The organism is Bilophila sp. T19-St14 (assembly GCF_059728385.1).
Map to the genome: position 1 here is coordinate 1,123,735 of NZ_BAAGFT010000001.1, position 24,480 is coordinate 1,148,214.

General features: G+C 58.2%; 21 protein-coding genes. 14 read left to right on the forward strand and 7 right to left on the reverse strand.

The window, feature by feature from the left end; all coding sequences use genetic code 11:
* Positions 1-85: 85 nt before the first annotated feature.
* The 7 genes from AC6I1V_RS04980 (at position 86) to AC6I1V_RS05010 (ending at position 5,110) form a co-directional block, all read left to right on the forward strand.
* A complete protein-coding gene (locus tag AC6I1V_RS04980) occupies positions 86-415 on the forward strand; it encodes a hypothetical protein (protein WP_302553283.1) in 330 nt (109 codons plus the stop codon).
* Between the two features lie 197 nt (positions 416-612).
* Positions 613-2,139, forward strand: a complete 1,527-nt coding sequence (cobA, locus tag AC6I1V_RS04985; RefSeq protein WP_486850873.1) for a uroporphyrinogen-III C-methyltransferase — start codon at positions 613-615, stop codon at positions 2,137-2,139.
* 2 nt (positions 2,140-2,141) lie between these two features.
* On the forward strand, positions 2,142-2,822 hold the full coding sequence (gene purN, locus AC6I1V_RS04990; protein ID WP_482333448.1) for a phosphoribosylglycinamide formyltransferase: 681 nt from the start codon (positions 2,142-2,144) through the stop codon (positions 2,820-2,822).
* A gap of 68 nt (positions 2,823-2,890) precedes the next feature.
* Positions 2,891-3,184 carry a hypothetical protein gene (locus AC6I1V_RS04995; protein WP_497736912.1) on the forward strand — a complete coding sequence of 98 codons (294 nt, stop codon included), beginning with the start codon at positions 2,891-2,893 and terminating at the stop codon, positions 3,182-3,184.
* A 58-nt stretch (positions 3,185-3,242) separates the two neighbouring features.
* Positions 3,243-3,719: a hypothetical protein gene (locus AC6I1V_RS05000; protein ID WP_302553280.1), complete on the forward strand. Its 477-nt coding sequence runs from the start codon at positions 3,243-3,245 to the stop codon at positions 3,717-3,719.
* An 18-nt stretch (positions 3,720-3,737) separates the two neighbouring features.
* A complete protein-coding gene (locus tag AC6I1V_RS05005) occupies positions 3,738-4,433 on the forward strand; it encodes an ABC transporter permease (protein WP_486855076.1) in 696 nt (231 codons plus the stop codon).
* Positions 4,430-5,110, forward strand: a complete 681-nt coding sequence (locus AC6I1V_RS05010; protein WP_497736913.1) for an energy-coupling factor ABC transporter ATP-binding protein — start codon at positions 4,430-4,432, stop codon at positions 5,108-5,110. The genes AC6I1V_RS05005 and AC6I1V_RS05010 overlap by 4 nt, the downstream gene beginning before the upstream one ends.
* Positions 5,111-6,680: 1,570 nt before the next feature.
* On the opposite strand, the gene rnc is transcribed toward AC6I1V_RS05010, so the two are convergent.
* Positions 6,681-7,382 carry a ribonuclease III gene (gene rnc, locus AC6I1V_RS05015; protein WP_302554601.1) on the reverse strand — a complete coding sequence of 234 codons (702 nt, stop codon included), beginning with the start codon at positions 7,380-7,382 and terminating at the stop codon, positions 6,681-6,683.
* Between the two features lie 206 nt (positions 7,383-7,588).
* Between rnc and AC6I1V_RS05020 the strand changes: the two genes are divergently transcribed.
* Both AC6I1V_RS05020 and AC6I1V_RS05025 read left to right on the forward strand, forming a co-directional pair.
* A complete protein-coding gene (locus AC6I1V_RS05020; RefSeq protein WP_302554600.1) occupies positions 7,589-7,909 on the forward strand; it encodes a hypothetical protein in 321 nt (106 codons plus the stop codon).
* A gap of 105 nt (positions 7,910-8,014) precedes the next feature.
* Positions 8,015-10,615, forward strand: a complete 2,601-nt coding sequence (locus AC6I1V_RS05025; RefSeq protein WP_486854970.1) for a TIGR03960 family B12-binding radical SAM protein — start codon at positions 8,015-8,017, stop codon at positions 10,613-10,615.
* Positions 10,616-11,842: 1,227 nt separating this feature from the next.
* Here the strand turns inward: AC6I1V_RS05025 and pstA are convergent.
* From pstA to AC6I1V_RS05040, 3 genes are all read right to left on the reverse strand, one after another.
* Complete coding sequence (gene pstA / locus AC6I1V_RS05030) at positions 11,843-12,661, reverse strand: phosphate ABC transporter permease PstA (RefSeq protein ID WP_337430367.1); 819 nt, start codon at positions 12,659-12,661, stop codon at positions 11,843-11,845.
* A gap of 67 nt (positions 12,662-12,728) precedes the next feature.
* A complete protein-coding gene (gene pstC / locus AC6I1V_RS05035) occupies positions 12,729-13,616 on the reverse strand; it encodes a phosphate ABC transporter permease subunit PstC (RefSeq protein ID WP_302552514.1) in 888 nt (295 codons plus the stop codon).
* A 200-nt stretch (positions 13,617-13,816) separates the two neighbouring features.
* Complete coding sequence (locus AC6I1V_RS05040; RefSeq protein ID WP_486854841.1) at positions 13,817-14,644, reverse strand: phosphate ABC transporter substrate-binding protein; 828 nt, start codon at positions 14,642-14,644, stop codon at positions 13,817-13,819.
* A gap of 213 nt (positions 14,645-14,857) precedes the next feature.
* Between AC6I1V_RS05040 and AC6I1V_RS05045 the strand changes: the two genes are divergently transcribed.
* From AC6I1V_RS05045 to phoU, 4 genes are all read left to right on the forward strand, one after another.
* Positions 14,858-15,544 carry a response regulator gene (locus AC6I1V_RS05045; RefSeq protein WP_302552512.1) on the forward strand — a complete coding sequence of 229 codons (687 nt, stop codon included), beginning with the start codon at positions 14,858-14,860 and terminating at the stop codon, positions 15,542-15,544.
* 1 nt (position 15,545) lies between these two features.
* The gene (locus tag AC6I1V_RS05050) at positions 15,546-17,357 is read left to right on the forward strand and encodes a sensor histidine kinase (protein ID WP_486854842.1); all 1,812 of its coding nucleotides are present in this window, start codon (positions 15,546-15,548) and stop codon (positions 17,355-17,357) included.
* A gap of 269 nt (positions 17,358-17,626) precedes the next feature.
* Complete coding sequence (gene pstB / locus AC6I1V_RS05055) at positions 17,627-18,370, forward strand: phosphate ABC transporter ATP-binding protein PstB (RefSeq protein WP_308771540.1); 744 nt, start codon at positions 17,627-17,629, stop codon at positions 18,368-18,370.
* 54 nt (positions 18,371-18,424) lie between these two features.
* On the forward strand, positions 18,425-19,111 hold the full coding sequence (gene phoU / locus AC6I1V_RS05060) for a phosphate signaling complex protein PhoU (protein ID WP_308771537.1): 687 nt from the start codon (positions 18,425-18,427) through the stop codon (positions 19,109-19,111).
* A gap of 1,056 nt (positions 19,112-20,167) precedes the next feature.
* Here phoU and AC6I1V_RS05065 read toward each other — a convergent pair.
* Positions 20,168-20,656: a rubrerythrin family protein gene (locus AC6I1V_RS05065; protein WP_302552509.1), complete on the reverse strand. Its 489-nt coding sequence runs from the start codon at positions 20,654-20,656 to the stop codon at positions 20,168-20,170.
* 213 nt (positions 20,657-20,869) lie between these two features.
* Between AC6I1V_RS05065 and AC6I1V_RS05070 the strand changes: the two genes are divergently transcribed.
* Positions 20,870-21,523, forward strand: coding sequence for a YigZ family protein (locus AC6I1V_RS05070; RefSeq protein WP_486854865.1), 654 nt, complete (start codon positions 20,870-20,872; stop codon positions 21,521-21,523).
* A gap of 914 nt (positions 21,524-22,437) precedes the next feature.
* Here the strand turns inward: AC6I1V_RS05070 and AC6I1V_RS05075 are convergent.
* Positions 22,438-23,460, reverse strand: coding sequence for a threonine aldolase family protein (locus tag AC6I1V_RS05075; protein ID WP_337431551.1), 1,023 nt, complete (start codon positions 23,458-23,460; stop codon positions 22,438-22,440).
* A 312-nt stretch (positions 23,461-23,772) separates the two neighbouring features.
* Positions 23,773-24,375, reverse strand: coding sequence for a phage tail protein (locus AC6I1V_RS05080; protein ID WP_497736914.1), 603 nt, complete (start codon positions 24,373-24,375; stop codon positions 23,773-23,775).
* Positions 24,376-24,480: the final 105 nt, after the last annotated feature.

Here is a 24,480-nt window from a genome sequence, read left to right on the forward strand (position 1 = left end):
ATGAAAGACAAGGGGAGAGGAAAACCGTTTCCTCTCCCTTTTCCGTTTCCAACCCTGCCGACGGGCCGCCCGTCACGGTGACGCCATGCGAGAGGAACCCTGCAAGACCTACGGCCATCTTTTCCCTGCCGATCAGCGCACCGCGGACGCCGTGGGCGCCGTGCTGTCCGATTGGAACATCCCCGAATGCACCGAGCTGGAAGGCGATATTTTCCGCATCAGCTTCGAGGGCGTCTTTTTCCCCCTGGACGATGTGCTGGACGCCCTGCGCCCTTTGCTTTGCGCGGAAAGTTCCGGTAAAATCGACCTGATCGACATGGAAGCATGGACACTGACGCGCGCGACCTTTTCCGGCACGGAAATAACGGCCAAAACCGTGGGCCTCAACCATGTGCTGGCCTATTCCGGCCACTGACGGCCCCTTTTCATCAGCGGCGTTTGCCTATACCTTGTCGGCGCGGATTCCTTTCTTCCGGCATGACGCGCCGCAAGACGCACGGGCTGCAACGGAATACAGCCGTCCCGCTTTCATCAGGAACACATATTCATCAATCCTGCCTCCCGGATCACGCGGCATGCGCCCGGCCGGATCAGGAAAACAACGAGGATCGCATGAAAGTCTATCTCATCGGCGCCGGCCCCGGCGACCCCGGCCTGCTGACCATCAAGGGCAAGGACATTCTCGAAAAGGCCGATGTGGTCGTGTATGACTACCTCGCCAACGATGCCCTGCTCGGCTATGCCCGCCCCGACGCGGAACGCATTTACGTCGGCAAGGTCGCCGGGAACCACGCGCTCCCGCAGGACGGCATCAACAGGCTCATCATAGAAAAAGCCAAAGAAGGCAAAACCGTCGCCCGGCTCAAGGGCGGCGACCCCTACATCTTCGGCCGGGGCGGAGAAGAGGCCGAGGAACTGCTGGACGCGGGCGTGCCGTTCGAGGAAGTCCCCGGCATCTCCAGCACCATCGCGGGCCCGGCCTATGCGGGCATCCCTTTGACGCACCGCAATTTTTCCTCGTCCGTAACGCTCATCACCGGGCACGAAAACCCCGACAAGCCCGGCTCCGTCCACAACTGGAAGGCCCTCGCCGCCAGCGCGAACACCCTCGTGTTCGTCATGGGCATGAAGAACCTGCCCGACATCGCCCGGAACCTCATTGAAGCGGGCCTCTCCCCCGACACCCCGGCGGCCCTCGTGCACTGGGGCACCACGGCGAAGCACCGCAGCCTCGCCGCCACCCTTGGGACGCTCCATGAGGAAGGGGTCAGGCAGGGCTTCACCAACCCCTCCGTCATCATCGTGGGCAAGGTCGTCACCCTGCGCGACCGCCTGAACTGGTTTGAACAGAAGCCCCTGCTCGGCCGCAGCGTGGTCGTGACCCGCGCCCGCGAACAGGCCAGCGGGCTCGCCGCGCAGCTTGCCGATCTCGGCGCCGAGGTCATCCAGTTCCCCACCATCGACATCAAGCCGCTCGAAGACTATTCCGGCGTCGATGCCGCCGTCCGCAGCCTCGGCGCGTACGACTGGCTCATCTTCACCTCCGCCAACGGCGTCAAATGTTTCTGGGAGCGCCTTGAAGCGCAGGGCCTCGACGCCCGCGCCCTGTACGGCCTGCGCGTGGCGGCCATCGGCCCGGCTACGGCGCAGGCCGTGCGCGACCACGGCATCGCGCCCGACTTCGTGCCCGAAGCCTACATTGCGGAAAGCGTCGCCGAGGGGCTTATCCAACTGGGCATGGACGGCAAGAAAATCCTCCTGCCCCGCGCCCGCGAAGCCCGCGAAGTGCTGCCCGAAGAGCTCCGCAAGGCCGGGGCGCAGGTCGACGTGCTGCCCGTCTACGAAACCGTGCCCGCCGCCGCGCGCCGTGACGAAGTGCTCCAGCGCCTTGAAGCCGGAACCCTCGACGCGGTGACCTTCGGCTCCTCGTCCACGGTGGACAACTTCTTTGCCCAGATCCCCGCCGACACCATCAGGAACCAGCCTGAAGGCAAGCGCGTGAAGTTCGCCAGCATCGGCCCCGTGACCACCAGGACGCTCGCCAAGTACGGCTTTGCCTGCGACATCCAGCCCGATGATTTCACCATCCCCGCGCTGGTCAAGGCGCTGGCGGCCTATTACGAAAAGCGGGGGGCCTAGCCATGTCCTTGAAACTCGCCGTCCTCGCCTCAGGCAGCGGCACGAACTTTCAGGCGATGGTCGACGCCGTCCGGCGCGGCGCGCTGGACGCCGACATCCGCCTTGTGATCTGCAACCGGCCCGGCGCAAAGGTTATCGAGCGCGCCAAGGCCGCCGGGATCATCTGCGCCGTGATGGATCACAAGCTGTGGCCGAGCCGCGAAGCCTATGATCTCGCGGTGGCGGACGCCATCCTGAAATCGGGGGCGGATACCGTAGCCCTTGCCGGGTACATGCGTATGCTGACGCCGGGTTTCCTGAATGCGTTCCCGCATCGCGTGGTCAACATCCATCCCGCCCTGCTGCCCTCCTTCCCCGGCATCCACGGCGCGGCGGACGCGCAGGCATGGGGCGTGAAGATTACAGGCTGCACCGTGCATCTTGTCGATGAGATCATGGATCACGGCGAGGTGATCATACAGGCCGCCGTGCCCGCCATCGCGGGCGAGCCGCTCGACGATCTCCAGAACCGCATCCACGAGCAGGAACACCGCATCTATCCGCAGGCGCTCCAGTGGCTTGCCGAAAACCGGATCAAAATGGACGAAGACGGGCGCTCACTGCATCTCCTGCCCGGCTCCCGCCCCCTCGCCGCCCCCTCCCCCGGCGTGCTCGTCAGCCCGCCGCTTGAGGAAGGCTTTTAAGGGATGAGGGAACATTGACATGATGCGGAGGGGAGAAGGAGTCTTTTCAAAAGGTTCTGTCATAGTACATGGTTGTTTCATCTCCAGAGCGCGGTGAACATACGGCCTTTTATCCAGGTTTCCCATTGAAGGAATCCACGGCTAAGGCATTTGGCTGGTTATTCCTTTGGAACTTCAAGGAAAAAGCATCAACCGTTTTCTATGGCACAGCCTTTCAAAAAAGCGCCCCTCCCCTCCGCCTTCAAACGGCCCTTCCCTATCCCAAGGCTTTCGTATGGAAGCTCCATCCTCCAGATATGCAGGACGCCGGAGCCTTTCCGATCCGCAGAGAAATAAGGCTCCACGCGCCCGCCAAGGCTTGATGCAGCACAAGGAACACGTTAAAGAACCTCCATATTCAAGCCCTCAGGAGGCACTCGTATGCACGCCTATCTCCGCTCGCTGGCTCTGGGCCTCGCCCTGCTGCTGCCCGCCGTCCCCGCCTTCGCCGCCGACGCTCCGGCCAAAACCGACGCCGCCATCCCCAACAAGCCTACGCGCATCACCGAACGCAATACGCCGGTGGCCGTGGAATACGAAGGCAACGACAGCATCGGCTCCCGCCTCGCCACGCGCGTCAAGGAAACCCTCAACTCCAGCAACCTGTTTTCGCTTACCGATAAGGATACGCCCAAAATCCGCATCCTCATCGCCACCCAGCCTGAATTCAAAGACCGCCCGGGCGTAGGCTCAGCCTATGCCGTCGTCTGGGTCTTCTCCCAGTCGGAGAACATCCTGCGCCATTATCTGACCCGCGAAGTCGGCGTCGTCACGCCGGATGAAATCAACGGGCTGGCCGCCAAGCTTGTTGAAGAAACCGACAGCCTCGCCACCCGCTACGGGTACCTGTTCCAGTAGTCGGGGCATACGCCGGGCATGAGCGTCATCACGCAGGCATTCAGCGACGCCTTCCTGCTTCTTGCGGGCGGCGACGAAGAAACATTCGCCGCGGTTCAGGCCACGCTGTCCACCTCTGGGCTCGCCATGCTCGGCTGCATCATCCCCGGCGTGCCGCTGGGCTTTCTGCTCGGCTATACCCGCTTTCCGGGCCGCAACATACTCCGCATCCTTGTGGATACGGCCCTCTCCTTCCCCACCGTCGTGCTCGGCCTGCTGGTTTATCTCCTGCTTGCCCGGCAAGGGCCGTTCGCGGATTTCGAGCTGCTGTTCACCGTGCCCGGCATCGCCATCGGGCTGGCCCTGCTCGGCCTCCCCATCGTCATCGCCCACACCTGCCTCGCGGTGGAGCAGGCCGACAGGCTGCTTGCCCCCACGCTCCGCACGCTCGGCGCGGGGCCGTGGCAATTGCTGTTCTCCACAGTCCGGGAGCTGCGTTTCCACCTGCTCACGGCCTGCATCACGGCTTTCGGGCGCGTGGTTTCGGAGGTGGGCATCTCCATGCTGGTCGGCGGCAACATCAAATGGGCCACCCGGACCATCACCACCGCGATCACGCTCGAAACGGGCAAAGGCGATTATGCCCGCAGCATTGCGCTCGGCATCGTGCTCGTGGCGCTGGCGTTCGTCCTGAATATGGGCCTTGCCGCCCTGCGCCGGAGGATGGGCCCATGACCCCGCTCTTCCATCTGGAAAACATCGTCCGGGCCTACCCCGATCCCGCAAGCCGCGATCCCCATGCCGTCCGCACCGTCCTGAACCTTTCCGAACTGGACATCCGCGCCGGGGAAGTTCTGGGCATCCGGGGCCACAACGGGAGCGGCAAATCCACCCTGCTCCGCATCATCGCCCTGCTTGAGCCGCCGGACAGCGGCACCCTGCTTTTTGAAGGCAAGCCCGCCGGAGCCGGCGATCTGCATCTGCGCCGTCAGGTTACCCTCCTGCTCCAGACGCCGTATCTGCTCTCGCGTTCCGTAGCCTCAAACGTGGCTTACGGTTTGCGCGTCCGGGGCATCCGCAGCGCCTCCGAGCTTCAAAGCCGGATCGCCGCCGCACTCCTTGCCGTGGGACTCGATCCAGCCGTCTTCCTGCATCGCCGCCGCCATGAGCTTTCCGGCGGGGAATGCCAGCGTGTGGCCCTCGCCGCCCGTCTGGCCCTCTGTCCCAGAGTCCTTTTGATGGACGAGCCCACCGCCAGCGTAGACCAGCAGAGCGCCGAGCGCATTGCCCTCGCCGCGCGCCATGTTGCGGACTCCGGTTCCGCCGTCGTCGTCGTTTCCCATGACCACGAGTGGATCACGCCGCTCTCCGACCGCCTCGTCACGTTACGTGAGGGGAGGCTGGTGGAGTGAAGAATCGGGGGAGGGGAGAAGGGGGCCTTTGAAAAGGCCCCCTTCTCCCCTCCCCCGAACCCCCTCCCCTCTTCCCCCTAAACTTTTCCTCTTTATCGAATCCCTCATGGTGGTTTTTCCTGCTTTTGCCATGTATTGGCACTCTTTTTCTTCTATGTAGCGTCGTCAATCAGATATAATCCATTGAATTATCTAACTATTTTTTAAATCAAAAAAATTTATATAATAATTTCAAATAATTATATATAAATAACGACACAACCTAAAACACTTGGCTATGTTAAAGAAAATGGTTGATGCTTTATTCCTTGAAATTCCAAAGGGATAACCGAAAAAAAGGCCTTAGCCGTGGATCCCACCAAGGGGAAAACTGGAAAAAAGGCTGTATTTTCACCCCACTGTGGAGATGAAACAACTATATACTATAACAGAGCCAAACACTTTCACGTTAAAAATACTCTCCCGACTGCGGGAAGCAGACGGTCGCTGCGAAGGCATAAGCACAATGTATTTGTGTTGTTCAATGCCGAAGTGAATGTGTCTTAAACGCTAATATTGTAAAATTTTAAAGTTGCTTTACTCAAAAGAGAAGAAGAAGAAGAAGAAGAAGAAGAAGAAGAAGAAGAAGATGATGATGATGATGATGATGATGATGAAGAAGATGATGATGATAGATCTATGTATTCTTAAAACCTATACCATAGTAATGTATTCATATTTATTGAAATTATAAATAATAGATTAAACATTTCAGTTATAAAAAATATAACAAAATATATACTAAAATCTACTATAGATTGTGCTAAAGAAATAGTTGATGTTTTTTCTTGAATCTCAAAAGATACAATTGGAAAAATGCTTTAGCCGTGGATCCAGACAAGGTAAAAACTGGAAAGAAGGCCGTATTTTTCACCTCACTGTGGAGATGAAACAACCGTATACTATAACAGAGCGTTACTATATTAAATAAATACACCAGCCATATTTATAACAAAAATAATCTCTTCAAATAAATTTTATGCTCTCTGAAATAAAAATTTCCTCTCTGATACAGACAGAACAAGTAAAGGCTATGTCACAGAAAATAGCTGATGATTTATCTCTTAAAATAACAGCGGCCCCCAAAGAATACCCCAAGCATGAAGTCAACCGACGAACACAGGATAAAAACTATTTTTTAGCATATTACAAAAAATAAAAGGCCCTATCATAATATATGGTTGTTTTATTTCCGTAATACACTGAAAATATATATTTTATCTGATTTTCCGCTAATGGGCTCCATGATTGGGGCATTTTATTGGTTATTTATTTGGAATTTCAATAAAATAAAGCATCAACCGTTTCCTATGACACAGCCAACGAAAATATATCCTATGAGACGGCATAGATAAAAAGCCCTTCCAGCCATCTCGGTGGAAGGGCTTTTCATCCGCATGGAAAACCAGCAAGAGGGATTCGATAAAGCCGAAAGTCTTTGGAGGGAAGGGGGAGGGTTTAAGGGAGGGGGAAGGGAGCCTTTCTCCAGAAAGGTTCCCTTCCCCCTCCTTTATTCCTTCCCTCTGTTTCTCTACTTTTCCTCTCCATCATCCTCACCCAGCGCAACCAGCGCGACATGGGCGGCTTCCTGCTCGGCCCGCTTGAGGCCGGGGCCGGAGGCGCGGAACTGCCTCCCGTCGGGCAGATCCACGCGGACGGAAAAAATCTTGGCGTGTTCGGGACCACAACTGTCCTCAAGCGTATATACGGGAAGCCCTTTGCTGATGCGCTGCGTGGCCTCCTGCAGCTTCGTCTTGAAGTCCTTGCGCCGCACCTTCGCAGCACTCTTCGGCCAGAGATCGGCATACAGCCGCTCCACGACCGCGCGCGCCTCCTCAATCCCGCCGTCCACAAATACGCCGCCGAAAACAGCCTCCATCGCGTCCGAAAGCAGGGAATCGCGCTGGCGCCCTCCCTGATTCTCCTCGCCGCGGGCAAGGCGCAGGCAGCCGTCAAGATGCAGCTTGCGCGCAACGGCCGCCAGCGTAGCCTCATTGACGAGGCTGGAACGCAGGCGCGTCAGCTCGCCTTCCCTTGCATCGGGGAACCGGGCGAAAAGCTGCGCGGAAACGGCAATCTCCAGCACGGCGTCGCCGAGGAACTCCAAACGCTCATTGTGCGCATTGCCCGCCGCATGCTCGTTGGCCCACGAACTGTGCGTCACCGCGAGCAGCAGCAGCGATTCATCCTTGAAACGGTACCCTATCCTGTCCTGCAACACATCCAGCGTCATGGCATGACCTTATTTCGATTCACAAGCCTTTCATAAACCTTACTTGTCCACAGATGTGTCTCACCTATCACGCACACCGGGGCAAGGCAACCGGAGCCGCACGGCGACGACGCGGATGCCGCGGAACCGGACATCCGCCAATCACTTCTTGACAGCGTATGGGAGAGCCCCTACTTTGGGCGATACACAATTTTAAGGAGCTCACAATGTCCAAACCGATCCGGCTGTTCAAACTCGTCACCGGCGAACTGGTTCTCGGCAAGTTTGACGAAGAAGCCAACATGCTTGAAGACGTGGCGATCATTCAGGTCGTTCCCACCCAGCAGGGTGTCCAGATGATGATGCTTCCCTATGGCTATCCTTTTGAACAGGAATTCAAGGGCAGCATTTCCGGCAAGCACTTCATGTATGAATACAAGAAGCTTCCCGACGATCTCGAAACCAAGTATCTGGAAGCCTGCACCAACCTGACCCTGTCCACGGGCGGCCTCGCCGGCGCCGCGGGCAAGTCTCCGCTCATCAAGTAGCCTTGTCCCCGCTTCGGATGAAAACGCCCCCATCCTGCCCGGCTTGTTCCGGGATGGTGGGGGCGAAGTGTTCCCTCAACCCCGCCGCCTGCGGAACCCCTCCTTATGAAAGAACTCCTCTCCCTGCTGCCCCGGCCCAGTCACTACATCGGTACCGAGGAAGGTTCCGTCCACAAGGAGCCCGCGTCCGTTCGCCTGCACTGCGCCCTTGCCTTCCCTGATCTGTACGAAGTGGGCATGTCCTACCTCGGACATAAAATCCTGTATGCCATCCTCAACAACCGGGAAGACATCTTTGCCGAGCGCGTATACGCCCCCTGCCGGGAAACCGGCAGGCTCCTCCGCGAGCACGGCGTCAGCCTCGCCACGCTGGAAAGCGATACGGACATCGTGAAGACGCATATGTTTGCGTTCGCGATCACGCACGAACTGTGCTTCACCAACGTGCTGTACATGCTGGAACTGTCCGGCATCCCCCTCCGTGCCGCCGAGCGCGGGGACGATCTGTTCCGCTGGCCCCTCATCGTCGCGGGCGGCGGATGCGCCATCGCCTCGGAACCGCTCGCCCCGTTCATGGATCTCATGCTCCTCGGCGAAGGCGAAGAGATGGTTCCTGAATTGTGCGACCTCATCATCAAGGCCCGCGAAGAAGGCTGGAGCCGCTCGCGCCTCATCGGGGAAGCCGTCAACATTCCCGGCGTCTATGCGCCATCGCTGTACACGCATGACGCCAACGGCGTTCTCGCGCCGCTGAAGCCGGATTTGCCGACGCCCGGACGCCGTATCGTGGCGGATTTCGACAGGGCCGCCTATCCCGAAAAGCAGGTTGTCCCGTTCGGTGCGGTCCACAACCGCCTCAGCCTCGAAATCGCCCGCGGGTGTACCCGCGGCTGCCGTTTCTGTCAGGCGGGCGTCCTGTACCGCCCCGCCCGCGAACGCAGCCTGCCGAATCTGGAAAAAATCCTCGAAAACTGCCTGAACGACACCGGTTTCGACGACGTGTCCTTCCTTGCCCTCAGCACGGGCGACTTCTCGGCGCTGAAAACCTTATTCCTCGGCACAATGGATCGCTGCGAAGCGGAGCAGATTTCCGTGTCCCTGCCGTCCCTGCGCGTGGGCTCCATCGACGACGACATCATGCGCCGTCTGGCGGGCATCCGGCGCACCGGGGCGACCCTTGCCCCTGAAGCGGGCAGCCAGCGCCTGCGCGACATCATCAACAAGGGCGTCACCGAAGAGGGGCTGATGCTGCATGTCCGCAAGCTGTTTGAACACGGCTGGCAGCAGGTGAAGCTGTATTTCATGATCGGCCTGCCCGGTGAAACGCAGGAAGATATTGAAGCCATCGTAGACCTGTGCCGCAAGGCCCGCGACGCCGCAGGGCGGGGGATGCCGCGCCTGCAGGTCACGGCGGCCATCTCGCCGTTCGTGCCCAAATCACACACGCCCTTCCAGTGGGAGCCGCAGATCACGCTGGAGCAGGTGCGCGAGCGCATCCAATATCTGCGCGACGCTTTCAGGGCCGAAAAATGCCTGAAACTGCGCTGGCATGAGCCGGAAATGAGTTTCCTCGAAGGCATCCTGTCCCGCGCCGACCGCCGCATCGCCGACGTTGTGGAAAAGGCGTACCGCAGGGGGGCGATCTTCTCAAGCTGGGTGGAAAACTTCAGCATCGATCCGTGGCTGGAATCCCTTGCCGAATGCGGCCTGAGCGCCGAGGAATTCACCGGGGCCCGCGCCCTCGACGCGCCCCTGCCGTGGGATCATCTCAATGCGGGGGTGTCCCGCGAGTTCCTGCTGCGCGAACGCCGCCGCGCCTTTGAAGGGAAGATTTCGGAAGACTGCCGCTATGCGGCCTGCCGCCACTGCGGGGCCTGCGATACCGCGGCGGGGAAATCCCTGCTTCCCCGCACGCCGGGGCTTGAAGAAGGCACGCACCACAACAGCCTGAACTTCAAACAGCGCGACCAGCTCGAACATCAGCCGAATCTCGACGAGAACGGCCGCCTGCTCATGCCGCCGAAGCCGCCCAAGGCGACCGAACCGCCCGCGATCAACTCCGCGCTGGCCGTCAAAGCCGTGCGCTACCGCGTCTGGCATACCAAGGAAGCGGAAGCCGCCTACATCAGCCAGCTTGAACTGCAATCCCTGCTTGAACGCGCCATGCGCCGCGCAGGGCTGCCGATGGCGTTTTCGCAGGGCTTCCATCCCCTGCCCCTCATCTCCTTCGGGCGCGCCCTGCCCGTGGGCGTGGAAAGCCAGGCGGAATGGTTCTCCATCGTCCTGCGCGAACCGCTTTCCGCCAAGGAAGTCATGGAACGCCTTGCGCCCCGGATGCTCCGGGGGATGCGCCTCGACAGGCTGGAAGAAATTCCGGTCAACGACAAGTCCGTGGGCTCCGTACAGGAAACCTTCTCCCTGCGCTTTGTGGGCCCGGAAGCCGACAAACGGCTGTTTATGGAAGCGTGGGACGATTTCACGGCCACGGATTCCTTTATGTTCACCCGCGAAACCAAGAAAGGCCCCCGTACGGCGGACATCCGCCCGCTCTTTCAGGTCATCGAATGGGATGAGCACGGAACACTTTATCTTGTGACCGACTGGTCTGAAACCTACATCTCCCCCATGACGCTCGCCCGTGCCATTACGCCTTGGGCCGAACCGCATCAACTGAAAATCATGAAGCTCTCGCAGATGTTCGGATAAAAAACGACACGGCGGCCTTCTCACAAATGTGGCCTTAGCCACCCCCTTGAACCACAAAAGGACACCCTCAATAAGGTGTCCTTTTCTTTTGGCTGTGCCATAGGGAATGCTGATGCTTTCTTTCTCGAAATTCCAGATGAATAACCAATAAAATACCAAATACTCCAACTAGATAAAATCCATCAGCGAAAAACTAAAAAAACTGTATTTTCACCATACAGTGGAGGTAAAAACAACCACATACTATTATGATGTTTCTTTTTTTAAAACATCCGTCATAACAAACAACTAAATACTGATCTTTTCCCTCTTGAAGTTCATCAAAAAGAAGGCTGTGTATAGGAAACGGATGATGCTTTCTTTGCTAATATTTTCTTTCCTGAAGTTCCAACAGATCCAGAAACAAAAAATGCCTCAGTCATAGAGGCCGCCGACACACAACATAAAAAGAAAAAAGTCCATGTTTTTCAAGGCCGTTTTATAGAAAACGGTTGATGCTTTTTTCCTTGAAGCTCCAAAGGAATAACCGACAAAATGCCTTAGCCGTGGTTCCCGCCAAGGGGAAAACTTGGAAAAGGCTGTATTTTAACAGTGTTATAAAAACAAAACAACCCAATACTATAACAGAGCCTTTTTCAATGCACTATAAAAATAGGCTCTACCATAGCATATGGTTGTTTTATTTCAGCAGTATGCTGAAAATAGAGACTTTTTCTCCAATTTTTTCGCTGACGGACTCCATAATTGGGACACTTTATTGGTTATTCCCTTGAAATTTCAAGAAATAAAGCATCAACCATGTACTATGACACAGCCTAAAAATAAAATTCTTAGGCTGTGTCATAGTACATGGTTGTTTTGTTTCAGCAAGATATCAAAAATATATGCTTTTTCTCCAATTTTCCGCTGGTGGGCTCTGTGATTGGGGGATTTTATTGGTTATTCTCTCAGAATTTCAAGAAAATAAAGCATCAATCGTTTTCTATGACACAACCTAAAAATAAAACTCTTATTTCCGATGACAGGGGCTTTTCAGAAGTGCAAACAATCTGCCCAAAGCCTCTTTCACCCAACAGTCGGCGCCGGGAAAACCACGAATAGGGATTCGATAAACACGAAAGTCTTTGAAGAGAAGGGGGTGGGGTTTGGGGAGGGGGAGGAGAAACTTTCTGAAGAAAGTTTCTCCTCCCCCTCCCCAATGCTGCTTCATGCTACAGCTTCACACTCCTACCGCTTCCGCTGCATGCGGTCGCGGATGATGATGGCGATGAGGTTCATGCCGAGGACGAGGACAAGCAGTATCAGCGCAGTCCCGTACTGGAGGGGACGGGTTTTCTCGATTTCCGTCCCGGCTGTGGCAAGCACATACATATGGTACGGGAGGGACATGACCGCACTGAAAACGGAATCGGGCATCTTCGGCGTGTAAAATACGGCGGCGGTGAACATGATCGCCGCAGTTTCACCGGCAGCGCGGGCCAAGCCGAGAATGGCCCCGGTCAACATGCCGGGGACGGCGGCGGGCAGGACTACGCGGGCGATGGTCTGGCTCTGGGTTGCGCCGAGGGCTAGGGATGCCTCGCGCCAAGCGTCCGGAACCTGCCTCAACGCCTCTTCCGTCGTGTTGATGATGACCGGCAGGGTCAGCACCGCCAGCGTCAGCACGCCGGCAAGCAGGCTCACCCCCATGCCGAGAAAGGTCACGAAGAACGCCAGCCCGAACAGCCCGAACACCACGGAAGGCACGCCCGCAAGGTTGCTGATGCCGAGCCGCAGGTAACGGGTATACCGCCCTTTCCCGCCATATTCATGCAGATACACGGCTGAGGCCACGCCCAGCGGGAATGCTATCAGCATGGCCCCGAAAGCCAGCAGGAACGTCCCCACGATGCAGGGCCAGACGCCCCCGGCGGTCATCATCCGGCGCGGGGGCTCGGTCAGGAACTCCCAGCTTATCGCCGGGCTCCCGTTCCAGAGCAGGAACACGCACACGCCGACCAAGGCCAGAATATTGATGCCCGCCGCAACGCGCAGCAGGCCAAACATCATTGCCTCCCGCCGCTGGCGCGACGCATTGTCGCTGTGAAAGGTGATCGTCGTCATGGCATATCCCTTACAGGCCGGAGGAACCGGTTTGCTTGTGCTTTTCCGCGATGCGGAACGCCAGCATGTTGAACAGGAGCGTAAACAGGAACAGCACAATGCCCGTGGCGAACAAGGCGAAGTAGTGATCACCCCGGAAAGGCGCCTCAGCCATTTCAGCGGCGATGGAAGCGGGCATGGGGCGCACGGGGTCGAAAATCGAGAGCGGTATGATGGCCGCGCCCCCGGCAACCATCAGCACGACCATGGTTTCACCGATGGCCCGCGACATGCCGAGCATGACGGCGGTGCCGATGCCGGACAGCGCGGAGGGGATGACCACGCGGATCAGCGTTTCCCAGCGGGTTGCGCCAAGGGCCAGCGACGCCTCGCGCAGCGTGCGGGGAACCGCGAACAACGCATCCTCGGCCACGGAACAGATGGTCGGCACGCTCATGAACGCCAGCATAAGCGAGGCGTTCAGCAGATTGAGGCCGGTATCAGCCCCGAACCAGTCCTGCAGGAACGGGGCGACGATGACCATGCCGAAAAAGCCGATGACGACCGAGGGCAGCGCCGCCAGCAGTTCGATGAACGGCTTGACGATGCGCCGCGTCCGGCTGTCCGCGATCTCCGCCAGATAAGCCGCCGTCATGATGCCGAGCGGCACGGCGATGCACGACGCCAACGCCGTTACCGCCAGCGAACCCACAATCAGGGGGAAGATGCCGAATTCCGGCGGCTCGGACGTGGGATACCACAAGTGGCCCGTCAGGAAATCCCACAGGGGATAGTCCGCAAACAGCGGCAGCCCTTCCATAAACAGAAAGAGCATGATGCAGGCTAGGGAGAGAAGCGATACAAAGGCCACGCCCGTCAGCAGCCACCGGATCGATTTTTCCTTCAGTTCTCTGGACATGGAGTCTCCGTTTCTCTTCTGGGGCGCTGTGTTCCGCGCCGCTCGCCGCTGCGTGTCCGCTGCGGCTCAGGGGCCCCTTTTCCTTATCAAGGAGCCGCCATGCTGTTCTTCTTGGCTTCACGCAACCCTTCCTTCCCCAGCCGTAACCCGCTGAGAAAGGAAGAGGGGAAGGGCCTTTTTCAGGCTCCTCCCCACTGGGCCTACTTCTTCGCCAGCGGCACGAAACCGACTTCCTTCACGGCCTTCTGGCCCTTGGCGGGGTCGAGGATGTACTTTATGAGCGCACCGGAAGCGCCGGAGGGCTTGCCGTTGGTGAACACATACAGTTCGCGGCTGAGGGGCCATTCCTTGGAAAGCGCGGTTTCGGCGGAAGCCGCAACCTTGCCGATGTGCAGGCCCTTGATGCTCGGGGCGAGGTAGCCGAGGCCCACGTAGCCGATGGCGTTGGGGTTCTTGGCGACAACCTGTTCGACCGCGCCGTTGGAAGCCTGAAGCAGGGCCTTGGGCATGACCTTGGCCTTCTTCATGACCAGCTCTTCCCACGTTTCGTAGGTGCCGGAGGACGTATCGCGGGACACGACCACAATGTTGGCGTCGGCGCCGCCCACTTCCTTCCAGTTGGTGATCTTGCCGGTATAGATGTCCTTGAGCTGGCTCAGGCTGAGTTCGGTGATCGGGTTCTTGGGATTCACGACCGGAACGAGCGCATCGACCGCAACGGCGGTACGGACGGGGTTGATGCCCTTCTTGGCGGCCAGTTCCTTTTCACTGCCCTTGATGTCGCGGGAAGACATGGCGATGTTGGCCAGCCCGTCGAGCAGGGCCTTGATGCCGTTGCCGGAGCCGCCGCCGGAAAGCGCAATCTGCACGTTGGGGTTGGCCGCCATATAGGCTTCGGACACCTTCTGCATGATGGGCAGCACGGTGGTGGAACCGTTGACGACGATTTCGTCGGCGGCCTTCGCCTGGGCGGGCAGAAGGCAGGACAGGGCTAGAAGGGAAGCCAAAACAATGCGTTTCATCTGCATGAACTCCGTTTTTTTCGGTTTGCAACGAACGGCCGGGACGACCGCCCGGACAAGCTGGAAAATAGGGCGGCTTCGTGTCAAAACGATGACGGAAAACCGAAACGCAGGTGACGAAGAAAGATTTATCGCCACGGAATTGTCACAATCGCTTCATGTTCCCGTCACCCGCCGCAACTAGAACCATTCAGCGAGACTGCAACTAAGGAATCAACCATGATCAGCGAATCAGCCACCATTCTCATCGTCGAGGACGAGCAGGACATCCGCGAACTGCTCGCCTACAATCTGGAAAAGGAAGGCTACGCCACCGTTCAGGCAGCGGACGGCAAGGAAGGGTTGGATCTGGCCCGCTCCCGCAAGCCGGATCTCATCCTGCTTGACCTCATGCTGCCGAAAATGGACGGGCTTGCGGTCTGCCGCGAACTCGAACGCGACGCCGGCACGGTGCGCATCCCCATCATCATGCTGACCGCGCGCGGAGAAGACGTGGATCGCATCCTCGGCTTCGAGCTGGGGGCGGACGACTATGTGGTCAAGCCCTTCAACATCCGGGAACTGCTGCTCCGCATCCGCGCCATCCTGCGGCGCCAGGTCATGGTGGAAAGCAACCCGGTGCTCACGCGCCACGGGGTCAGCGTCGATCCCGCCGCCCATAAGGTCACGGTGCTCGGCCATGAGGTCGAGCTTACGGCTACGGAGTTCCGCCTCATAGAGGATCTGCTGCGCAACGCCGGGCGCGTCCGCACGCGCGAAGAACTGCTCGCGGCGGTTTGGGGCTATCAGTTTGAAGGCTACGCCCGTACGGTGGACACCCACATCCGCCGCCTGCGCAACAAGCTCGGGGACGCGGCCGAAATCATCGAAACAGTGCGCGGCGTAGGCTACCGCTGCAAGGAGTAACATGCGCGACACCAAGTTCAGGACACGCCTCTTCCTCTGCTTCTTGGCCGTCATTGTCATGACGCTGGTGCTCCCGGGGCTGTATGTCCGCAAAAACATCAAGGAAGACGGCATAGACGAGACCATCCGCAATGCCCGGCGCGAAGCCGCGCTCATCCGCATGCAGATGGAAGCGGCCCCGGACGGCGTACGGGGGCTCTCCGCCGCCTTTGACCGGATCGGCACGGAGCTCGGCATCCGCATCACCTTCATCGGCGCGGACGGAACCGTCCTTGCGGAATCCGACTCCGAACAAATCAGCCTGAACGACCTCGACAACCACGCGGATCGCCAAGAAATCGGGGCCGCCGTCCGGGAAGGCTTCGGGGTCAGCATCCGCCACAGCAATACGCTGGATACGGATCTGGTCTATGCGGCCCTCCCCTTCCCCGCCGCCGGAAGCCTGCCGGACGGCTTCATCCGGGTCGCCGTGCCGCTCAAGCACGTGGAAGAACGCATCGCCCAGTCGGAACGCCAGTGGCTCGCCATCGTCGGGCTGGCGACGCTGATCGCCCTGCTCTTCGCCTACGGGCTCTCGACGCATCTGGAACGCTCGCTCAAGGAGATGATCCGGGTCGTGGAAAGCATCGCCACAGGTCCCGCCGGGCAGGGCAGCCGCCGCCGTCTCCATATCCTGCCCGGCAGGGAATTCCGGCGGCTGGCCCGTGCCGTCAACGAAATGGCCGACCGTACCGAGGAACACTTGCGCACCATCGCGGAGAACAAGGCGCAGCTCAAAACCATCCTCGACGTGATGAACGAAGGCGTGCTCGTCATCGGCGAAAAAGGGCGCATCCGGCTGGTCAACCCCGCCCTCGTACGCCTGTTCCCGCAGGCCAAGGACGCGGAAGGCAAGTTCCCCGTGGAGGTCATCCCCGCGGCGGAAATCCAGCAGGCCCTCGACGAGCTGCTTTCCGCGCCCCAGGACAAGCCCCGGCTCATCACGCTGGAAGTGGAGCCCCGCCCGGACATGATCCTGAGCGTGCAGTTCATCAGGCCCCGCGAAGCCATCCATGACGTGCTCGCCGTGGCGGTCTTCCACGACATCAGCGAAATGGCCCGGCTCATGCGGGTACGGAAGGAATTCGTCGCCAACGTCTCCCATGAGCTGCGCACGCCCTTGACGGCCATCGCGGGCTACGCCGAAACGCTCCGGGATTCCGCCGCCGAAGATCCCTCCATCTGCGCCAAGTTTGCGGAAACCATCCTCCGCAACGCCCAGCATATGGGGACGATGGTGGAAGACCTGCTCAAGCTCTCGCGCATCGAGAGCGGCGCGGTGCCTATGGAAATGGAAACGGTGAGGGCCGCGGGCCTCCTTTCCGACGTGACCACGGCCTGCCAGCCGCAGACCGCCCCGCACGGCCTGAAGCTGGAAACCGACATCGATCCCGCCCTTGCCGTGCGGGCCGATCCCCACTTCATCGGGCAGGTTTTCCGCAACCTTATCGAAAACGCCTGCCGCTACGCCCCTGAAGGCTCCACCATCAGGGTTTCCGGCGGGAAGCACCTCGACGGCAACGGGCTGCCGGAAGCGCTGTTCACGATACGCGACGACGGGCCCGGCATCCCGCAGGCGGACATCGCCCGCGTGTTCGAGCGCTTCTACAGGGTGGAGAAGCACCGCAGTAGCCCCGCCTCCACCGGGCTCGGCCTTGCCATCTGCAAGCACATCGTCGAGCGCCACGGCGGGCGGATCTGGGCGGAACCCGGCCCCGGCGGCTGCCTGCAATTCACGCTTCCCCTCTCTGGGGAAACGGAAAAAAGGACGTGACGAAGCGCCCCTTCCCCAAGAAGGGGCCCGAACCCCGCAGCCCTTCCCCAGACGGCACAGATTCAAAGAACGGAAAACCGCCCCGCAAGCCTTCCGGCCCCAAACGGGACACGGCCCCTTTTTGACTAAAAAACCCCGTCCGGCATCACCGGCGGGGAGCAACATAGGCATTTGTGAGCGTACTCATGGAGAAAACCATGCCCCAATCCATAGAACCGTCCGTCACCCTCGACAGCGCCCAGGCTCCGAAACCTTCCGGGGAGCCCAAAATGGCGGCCCGGAACGTCAACTTTTTCTACGGCAGTTCCCAGGCGCTCTTCGACATCAGCCTTGAGTTTCCCGAAAAACAGGTCACGGCCCTCATCGGCCCGTCGGGATGCGGCAAGAGCACGTTCCTCCGCTGCCTCAACCGCATGAATGACCTTATCCCCGGCACGCGTACCGAAGGGCTGCTCACGCTGGACAAGGAAGACATCAACGCCCCCGGCTTCGACGTGGTGAACCTGCGCCGCCGCGTGGGTATGGTCTTCCAGAAGCCGACGCCGTTTCCGAAGACCATTTTTGAGAACGTGGCCTACGGCCTGCGCGTCAACGGCGAGCGCGACGAATCGCTCATCGCCGACAAGGTGGAGGAAAGCCTCCGCCGCGCCGCCATCTTTGAAGAGGTGAAGGATCGCCTGCACACCTCGGCGCTTGGGCTCTCCGGCGGCCAGCAGCAGCGCCTGTGCATCGCCCGCGCCCTTGCCGTGGAGCCGGAAGTCCTGCTCATGGACGAACCCGCCAGCGCCCTCGACCCCATCGCCACGCAGCGCATCGAGGAAGGCATCCACGAGCTCAAGAGCCAGCTCAGCATCGTCATCGTCACCCACAGCATGCAGCAGGCCGCCCGCGTCTCCGACCGCACCGCCTTTTTCTATATGGGCAAGCTGATCGAGTGCGATCTGACGGAGAAGATTTTCACCAACCCCTCACTGAAGCAGACCGAGGACTACATCACCGGGCGCTTCGGGTAAGCCGCCCGCCCCAATTACGCACATGCGGAACACATTCCGCCAAGGAGACGCCTTATGGCCTATCAGGAACACTACACGCAGCAGCTTTTGGACAACCTGCGCGCCAAACTCCTCATCATGGGGAGCAAGACGCAGCAGGCCCTCGACGATGCCGCCATCGCGGTGTTGAATCACGATCTTCCCCGCGCCGCCGCCGTGCTCGACGGAGATACGGATATTGACGACCTTGAAAACGAGATCGATGAAGCCACGCTCAACATCCTCGCCCGCACGCAGCCCGTTGCCCGCGATCTGCGCTTCCTTATGAGCGTCGTGCGCATGGTGTTGGATCTGGAGCGCATCGGGGATGAATCCGTCGTCGTCGCCGAGCAGGTCACGCTCTCGGACAAGCCCGTCCCCTCCATTGTGGAAAAGGATCTCAGGGCGCTGTGCACCCGTACGAGCGCCATGCTCCACAATGCCCTGCTCGCCTTCCAGAACGGCGACGCCCCCAGCGCCCTTGCCGTCAGCCGCTACGATGATGAAACCGCGCAGATGATGGTGAACATTTTCCAGAAGCTCATGCAGGCCGTCGGCGACCGCACGCTTGAGCCGTGGGAGTCCATGCACATCGTGCTGATCACCCGTGCCTTGGATCGCGTTTGCCGCCGCGCCGAGAACATCGCCGAGCACGCCTATTTTATGGTCGAGGGCGTCAGCCTCAAGCACCGCAGGACGTTGCCGCAGGATGGGGAGAAATAGGGATTCGGGGGAGGGGAGGGAAAAACTTTCTGGAGAAAGTTTTTCCCTCCCCTCCCCCAAGCCCCCTCCCCTCCTTTTTCAAAGACTTTTGCCCTTATCGAATCCCTCTTCCCAGCTTTCCCCTTTGGCCCCGTCATGGCGGCTGGTTCTTGACGTTTCAGTTGGCGAAATGCCAAAGGCGGGAATAATCCCGCCATAGGATTTGGCTGTTTCAGCCCCACACTATGGCGGGAAAATCCTTTGGCTCTGTTATAGTATGAGGTTGTTTCATCTCCACAGTGCGGTGAAAATACAGCCTTTTCCTCCGGTTTTCCCCTTGGCGGGATACACGGATAAGGCATTTTACTCGGTTAATCCTTTGGAACTTCAAGGAAAAAAACACCAACCGTTTTCTATAGCACAGCCAATCCTTTTCTCCGGTTTGTCCGTTGGCGGGGCTCCATAGGGCAAAGGAACGTTAACATTTTTCCCATGTTAAAGTTTAGGCTGTGTTCAATTTTACGGTTGATGATTTTTTTCAATGAAAATCAATAGATAAAAGTTCATTCCACGTCTGGTGATGTGGGCCTCTCTCATTTTTTGTTCATTACATGAAATCCAGTTTTGAAGAATTGTTGCGAGACCTCCAGATAATTTCCAAAGAACTCTTCCTTTCCAGTTGGAATCTTGTATCAACCACAAACTTAAACACAGCCAAAGTTTAAGACACGTCCGTTCCGGCATTGAACAGCACAAATGCATCGTGCGTATGCCTTCGCATCGACCGCCTGCTTCCCACAGCCGAAAGGACATTTTCAACGTGAAAACGCTCCAGTTGAGACAGGCTATTGGTTATCCACTGGAGCCTCAAGAAAACATCAACCGTTTCCTGCGACACAGATATGAGAAAGGGCATCTCTTCCTTGCGGGAGAGATGCCCTTTTGCGGCTGGGTTGGGTGTACTTGACGGGCTTGCGTAACGGCGTTCCGTCAGCTCACCTTTTCAGCCCAAATGCTTTGAAGCGGGCCGAAGCTGTTTAAAAAACAGTTCCGGCCCACTCCATTAAGGTGCAGGAACTAGTCGATCTTGGCGAAAGCGGCGGCCACGGCGCCACAGATGGGGCACTTGTCACAGGGGCCTTCCTGCGTGTAGCCGCACACGGTACAGACATAGAAATCGCCGGTGATGGAGGAAGGATCGGCAAGGGCCTTCTTGTAGAGGTTGGCGTGCACTTCTTCAACCTTGTTGACCATATCGAAGTACTTGGCGATGCGATCCTGGCCTTCTTCCTTGGCGTCGGCGATCATGTCGGGATACATCTTGGTGAATTCGTAGGTTTCGCCTTCGATGGCGGCCTTGAGGTTGGCGGTGGTGTCGCCGATCTTTCCGGCATTGCGGAGGTGGGCATGGGCGTGGATGGTTTCAGCTTCGGCGGCGGCGCGGAACAGCTTGGCAACCTGAGGCAGGCCTTCCTTGTCAGCCTGCTTGGCGAAAGCGAGGTACTTGCGGTTAGCCTGAGATTCACCAGCGAAAGCGTCCATCAGATTCTTGTCGGTCTTGCTCATGGGAGTCTCCTTTGAGGATGATGAGGTTATGTGGAATGTGTTGCTTGGGTTCTCAATCAGGAACGATTCCTGTTTATAAGAATCCAGCCCTCTTGTAAAGCCTTATCTGTACTTTTTCCAGAAAAAAATATCCCCCTGTAAAAAGTGCAAGAAATACGGTGAAGACGGACGCGAGCTTGACCCGCCGCCCATCAGACGCTACACCTTATTTCCATGTCTGTCTCCTATTTCATCCCGGATCTCGCCCCGGAAGCCATGCACCGCTGCGAAGAGATCATCCGCCGCAGCCGGTTCATCGTCAGCCTTGCCCATACGCCGACCCCAGAGGCGGCAAAAGCCTTCATTGAGCGGATCAAGCAGGAATTCCCCGACGCGACCCACAACTGCTGGGCTTACGCCGCCGGAGCGCCCGGCCAAACCAGCAAGGTCGGCTACAGCGACGACGGCGAACCGCACGGCACGGCGGGCCGCCCCATGCTCACCATGCTGCTGCACGGCGGGGTCGGCGAGCTTTCCGCGGTCGTAACCCGCTACTTCGGCGGCATCAAGCTCGGCACGGGAGGCCTCGTCAGGGCATATCAGGGTATGGTCAAACTGGGCTTGGAAAGCCTGCCCACACGCGAGCATATGATCCCCGCGCGCCTTGAGGTAGTCCTCGACTATCCCCATATTACGGTCTTCCGCCGCCTGTTGCCGGACTATCGGGCCACAGTCGCCTCGGAAAACTTCGGCGTGGACGCCACCTACGAACTCCTGCTCCCCGATCAGAACATCCCTGCCCTCGAAGCCGCGTTGACGGAACTCACGGACGGGGCTGTGCTCGTCACCCGGCTTGACGACGACGCAGCTGCGCCGGAAATACCCTAGCATAGCTTTGTGCAAAAACATACCGCTCAGGACGGCATCCAGCTCCCCAAAACCATGTCATGGGAAGCGGTTGATGCTTTATTTCTTGAAAGCCCAAAGGAATGACTAATAAAAGGCCCCAAGCATGACGTCCATCGACGGAAAAGATGGAGAAAATGTCCGTAGTTTCATCATACTGTGAAGATAACACAACCACATAGTATATGTCGGAGCCTATTTTTTAATATTGTGTTAGGGCGTGTTCACACGGTGCTAGATTTTTCCCATGATTGAAGAGGGCTGAAGAAAAAGGCTGTGTTATAGAAAATGGTTGATGCTTTTTTCCTTGAAGCTCCAAAGGGATAATCGGAAAAATGCCTTAGCCGTGGATCCCGCCAAGGGGAAAACCGGAGAAAAAGGCTGTATTTTTACCGCACTGTGGAGATGAAACAACCACAAACTATAACAGAGCCAAGAAAAATGCAGCATGCTCAAAATATGGATAACAATCTGTAAAAATTATGTTTAATGTTTATTCTCGTTTTGCATGAACAGGCCCTAAGGTGGAACAACTGCTCTGACAAGGCCTCACCAAGGGGCTGAGACAGGGCTTCCATAAACGCGACAGCCTTTGGCAATGGAAGGGGAAGCGGCCCCGCACCGGCAGCTTTGCGGAAAGGGCATTTTTCCAGAAAAAACTCCCCCCAAAGCTCCATGCGTTTTCAAGGCGATTTTCCCTGATTCCTTGCAAGGCTTTTCTCTTCCGGCGCAGTACCGGCGATCACAATCGAGCCGCCTCGCGCGGGGGTCTTTTCTCCCCGGCGACGGGATCAGGCATTGGGTTCCCGTACCGCCTCGCACAAAGGTTCTTTTCCCGCAAAAAAAGCCTTCCGAACATCTCCGAAAGGCTTTCCGCACGGCTCCAGAAACGGATTCTATGCCAATGCGCCGATTGCCTTGGCGAACGCACGAACCTGCTCTTCGGAAGTATTGAAGCTGAGCATCCAGCGCACGGTATGCGCGGACGGATCAACCTCATAGAACAAATACTGCCGCTGCAGTGCGGCTATATGCTCAGGCTTCATATTGGCGAACACGCCGTTGCCTTCCACGGGATGGGCCAGCTCCACATGCGGCATACCGGAAATGAGATCCGCAAGCAGGCGGGCCATATTGTTGGCGTGCCGGGCGTTTTCCAACCACAGCCCGTCCTTGAAATACGCGATGTACTGGGCCGCAAGGAACCGCATCTTGGAGGCAAGCTGAAGGTTCTGCTTGCGGAGGGTCACGAAATCCCGCACGAAATCCTTATTGAAGACAACGACGGATTCAGCCATCATCATGCCGTTCTTCGTACCGCCGAACGACATCATATCCACGCCGAGATCCTTGGTGAAGGAACGCACGTCACAGCCGAGCGCAACCGCAGCGTTGGCGATGCGCGCACCGTCCATGTGCACGTACAAGCCGTTCGCGTGCGCCACATCGACAATGGCCTTGATCTCTTCCGGCGTGTACACCGTAGCCACTTCAGTGGACTGCGTGAGCGCCACCAAGCCGGGCTGGTTGTGGTGCGGGCTGCCCATATCCGTCAGATATGCGGAAAGGGCCCCTGCGGAAATCTTGCCGTGAACGGAGGGGATGGGGGTCATCTTGCAGCCCACGATAGCTTCCACAGCCCCGCTTTCCGAGGTGTGCGTGTGGGCCATGTCGCTGCACAGAACGGAGTGCCACGAGCGTATCATACGGTTGAACCCAAGCACGTTCGCGCCCGTACCGAGCGGGACAAGGAACACGTCGACGTCATCGCCGAACAGCGCCTTGAAACAGCCCTCGGCTTCGGCAGTCCACGGGTCGTCTCCGTAAGGTTCCGCCGCGCCCACATTGGCCTTGTTCAGGGCTTCCATCACTTTCGGGTGTACGCCGCTGGTATTGTCGCTGGCAAAAGTGCAATCCATCTCACAGCCTCCTTTAGGCAAATGGACTTTGGAAAGGCATGGGCAATGCGGCCTCCAGAAGCAGGATGTAGGGCGATTCTGAATGTCGACGGTTGCGCTCGATAAGTTGGGAAAGTTTCGTCATCGCTTCACTCCGGTAAAGGTATTCATGACGCTCACGCCTGCACTTCTTCCCACTGCCAGAGTCCGGCTGTATCGGGAGTCCAGACACAGGCGGGCATGTCGGCTTTGGCGAGGTACAGCTTCCCGCCGTAGAATTATAAGTTACCTATTATTGCATAACTCCCCCCTGCCTCTGCATAAATTTCACCGCTAGACCGGGTAAGAGACCACGATCTCCGAGACCGTTTCTCGGCGTTGTGCCGCTTCTACAGCCGCCAGCAACTCGTCCCTCCTCGCGATCAAGATCGTCTGCACGTCGGCAAGCCCCTCGGCGTCGTCAACAGCGAAAAGCGCTGCTCCCGTCGCCACTTCCGCCGCGGACGGGGATTCGGCGGGCATAGTCAGGGTTGCCGTCAACGCCGCCGTATGGCCCGCAGCGATTTCCCGGCGCTTATCTGCCTTATATTCGTCGAGCGGACGCTCCGGGCGCTCAAGCAATGCGCTTTCCGGGAGCGGCCCAAGCTCCTCCATATACCGGGGCTCTGAACGCCACGTATCACCGGGAAGCCAGTACGGCGTCCCACCCTTTTTACGACCGCGTTCATCCATATGTTGGCGGTGATCTTCCACCGTCTCCCACGCATTGCCATTCCAACGGGCAATGCATCCATCGGGAATAGCGGTGGGTGGAGCAACAGGCGTCGCGCCGGTGGCATCAAGAATTGGTTCACCGTTCGGGCGCAGAGTTGCATCACGGCAGCCTGTGTATTCTCCGGTATTCAAATCGTACATATACATTTGAGGCATGGTCATATCTTATTCCTTTTATTGTTGGTTATGCTTTAAAAGAAGCCTTTCCGAGCTTGGGGGCCTACTGTTACGGCTAGAGAGGCCGGGAGTTGGGAGACAGATGAGTTC

Excerpts from the sequence above, each read along its gene's own strand:
- AC6I1V_RS04980 (WP_302553283.1), top strand. The coding sequence starts at position 86 with ATGCGAGAGGAACCCTGCAAGACCTACGGCCATCTTTTCCCTGCCGAT.
- cobA (WP_486850873.1), top strand. The coding sequence starts at position 613 with ATGAAAGTCTATCTCATCGGCGCCGGCCCCGGCGACCCCGGCCTGCTG.
- purN (WP_482333448.1), top strand. The coding sequence starts at position 2,142 with ATGTCCTTGAAACTCGCCGTCCTCGCCTCAGGCAGCGGCACGAACTTT.
- AC6I1V_RS04995 (WP_497736912.1), top strand. The coding sequence starts at position 2,891 with ATGGTTGTTTCATCTCCAGAGCGCGGTGAACATACGGCCTTTTATCCA.
- AC6I1V_RS05000 (WP_302553280.1), top strand. The coding sequence starts at position 3,243 with ATGCACGCCTATCTCCGCTCGCTGGCTCTGGGCCTCGCCCTGCTGCTG.
- AC6I1V_RS05005 (WP_486855076.1), top strand. The coding sequence starts at position 3,738 with ATGAGCGTCATCACGCAGGCATTCAGCGACGCCTTCCTGCTTCTTGCG.
- AC6I1V_RS05010 (WP_497736913.1), top strand. The coding sequence starts at position 4,430 with ATGACCCCGCTCTTCCATCTGGAAAACATCGTCCGGGCCTACCCCGAT.
- rnc (WP_302554601.1), bottom strand. The coding sequence starts at position 7,382 with ATGACGCTGGATGTGTTGCAGGACAGGATAGGGTACCGTTTCAAGGAT.
- AC6I1V_RS05020 (WP_302554600.1), top strand. The coding sequence starts at position 7,589 with ATGTCCAAACCGATCCGGCTGTTCAAACTCGTCACCGGCGAACTGGTT.
- AC6I1V_RS05025 (WP_486854970.1), top strand. The coding sequence starts at position 8,015 with ATGAAAGAACTCCTCTCCCTGCTGCCCCGGCCCAGTCACTACATCGGT.
- pstA (WP_337430367.1), bottom strand. The coding sequence starts at position 12,661 with ATGTTTGGCCTGCTGCGCGTTGCGGCGGGCATCAATATTCTGGCCTTG.
- pstC (WP_302552514.1), bottom strand. The coding sequence starts at position 13,616 with ATGTCCAGAGAACTGAAGGAAAAATCGATCCGGTGGCTGCTGACGGGC.
- AC6I1V_RS05040 (WP_486854841.1), bottom strand. The coding sequence starts at position 14,644 with ATGCAGATGAAACGCATTGTTTTGGCTTCCCTTCTAGCCCTGTCCTGC.
- AC6I1V_RS05045 (WP_302552512.1), top strand. The coding sequence starts at position 14,858 with ATGATCAGCGAATCAGCCACCATTCTCATCGTCGAGGACGAGCAGGAC.
- AC6I1V_RS05050 (WP_486854842.1), top strand. The coding sequence starts at position 15,546 with ATGCGCGACACCAAGTTCAGGACACGCCTCTTCCTCTGCTTCTTGGCC.
- pstB (WP_308771540.1), top strand. The coding sequence starts at position 17,627 with ATGGCGGCCCGGAACGTCAACTTTTTCTACGGCAGTTCCCAGGCGCTC.
- phoU (WP_308771537.1), top strand. The coding sequence starts at position 18,425 with ATGGCCTATCAGGAACACTACACGCAGCAGCTTTTGGACAACCTGCGC.
- AC6I1V_RS05065 (WP_302552509.1), bottom strand. The coding sequence starts at position 20,656 with ATGAGCAAGACCGACAAGAATCTGATGGACGCTTTCGCTGGTGAATCT.
- AC6I1V_RS05070 (WP_486854865.1), top strand. The coding sequence starts at position 20,870 with ATGTCTGTCTCCTATTTCATCCCGGATCTCGCCCCGGAAGCCATGCAC.
- AC6I1V_RS05075 (WP_337431551.1), bottom strand. The coding sequence starts at position 23,460 with ATGGATTGCACTTTTGCCAGCGACAATACCAGCGGCGTACACCCGAAA.
- AC6I1V_RS05080 (WP_497736914.1), bottom strand. The coding sequence starts at position 24,375 with ATGACCATGCCTCAAATGTATATGTACGATTTGAATACCGGAGAATAC.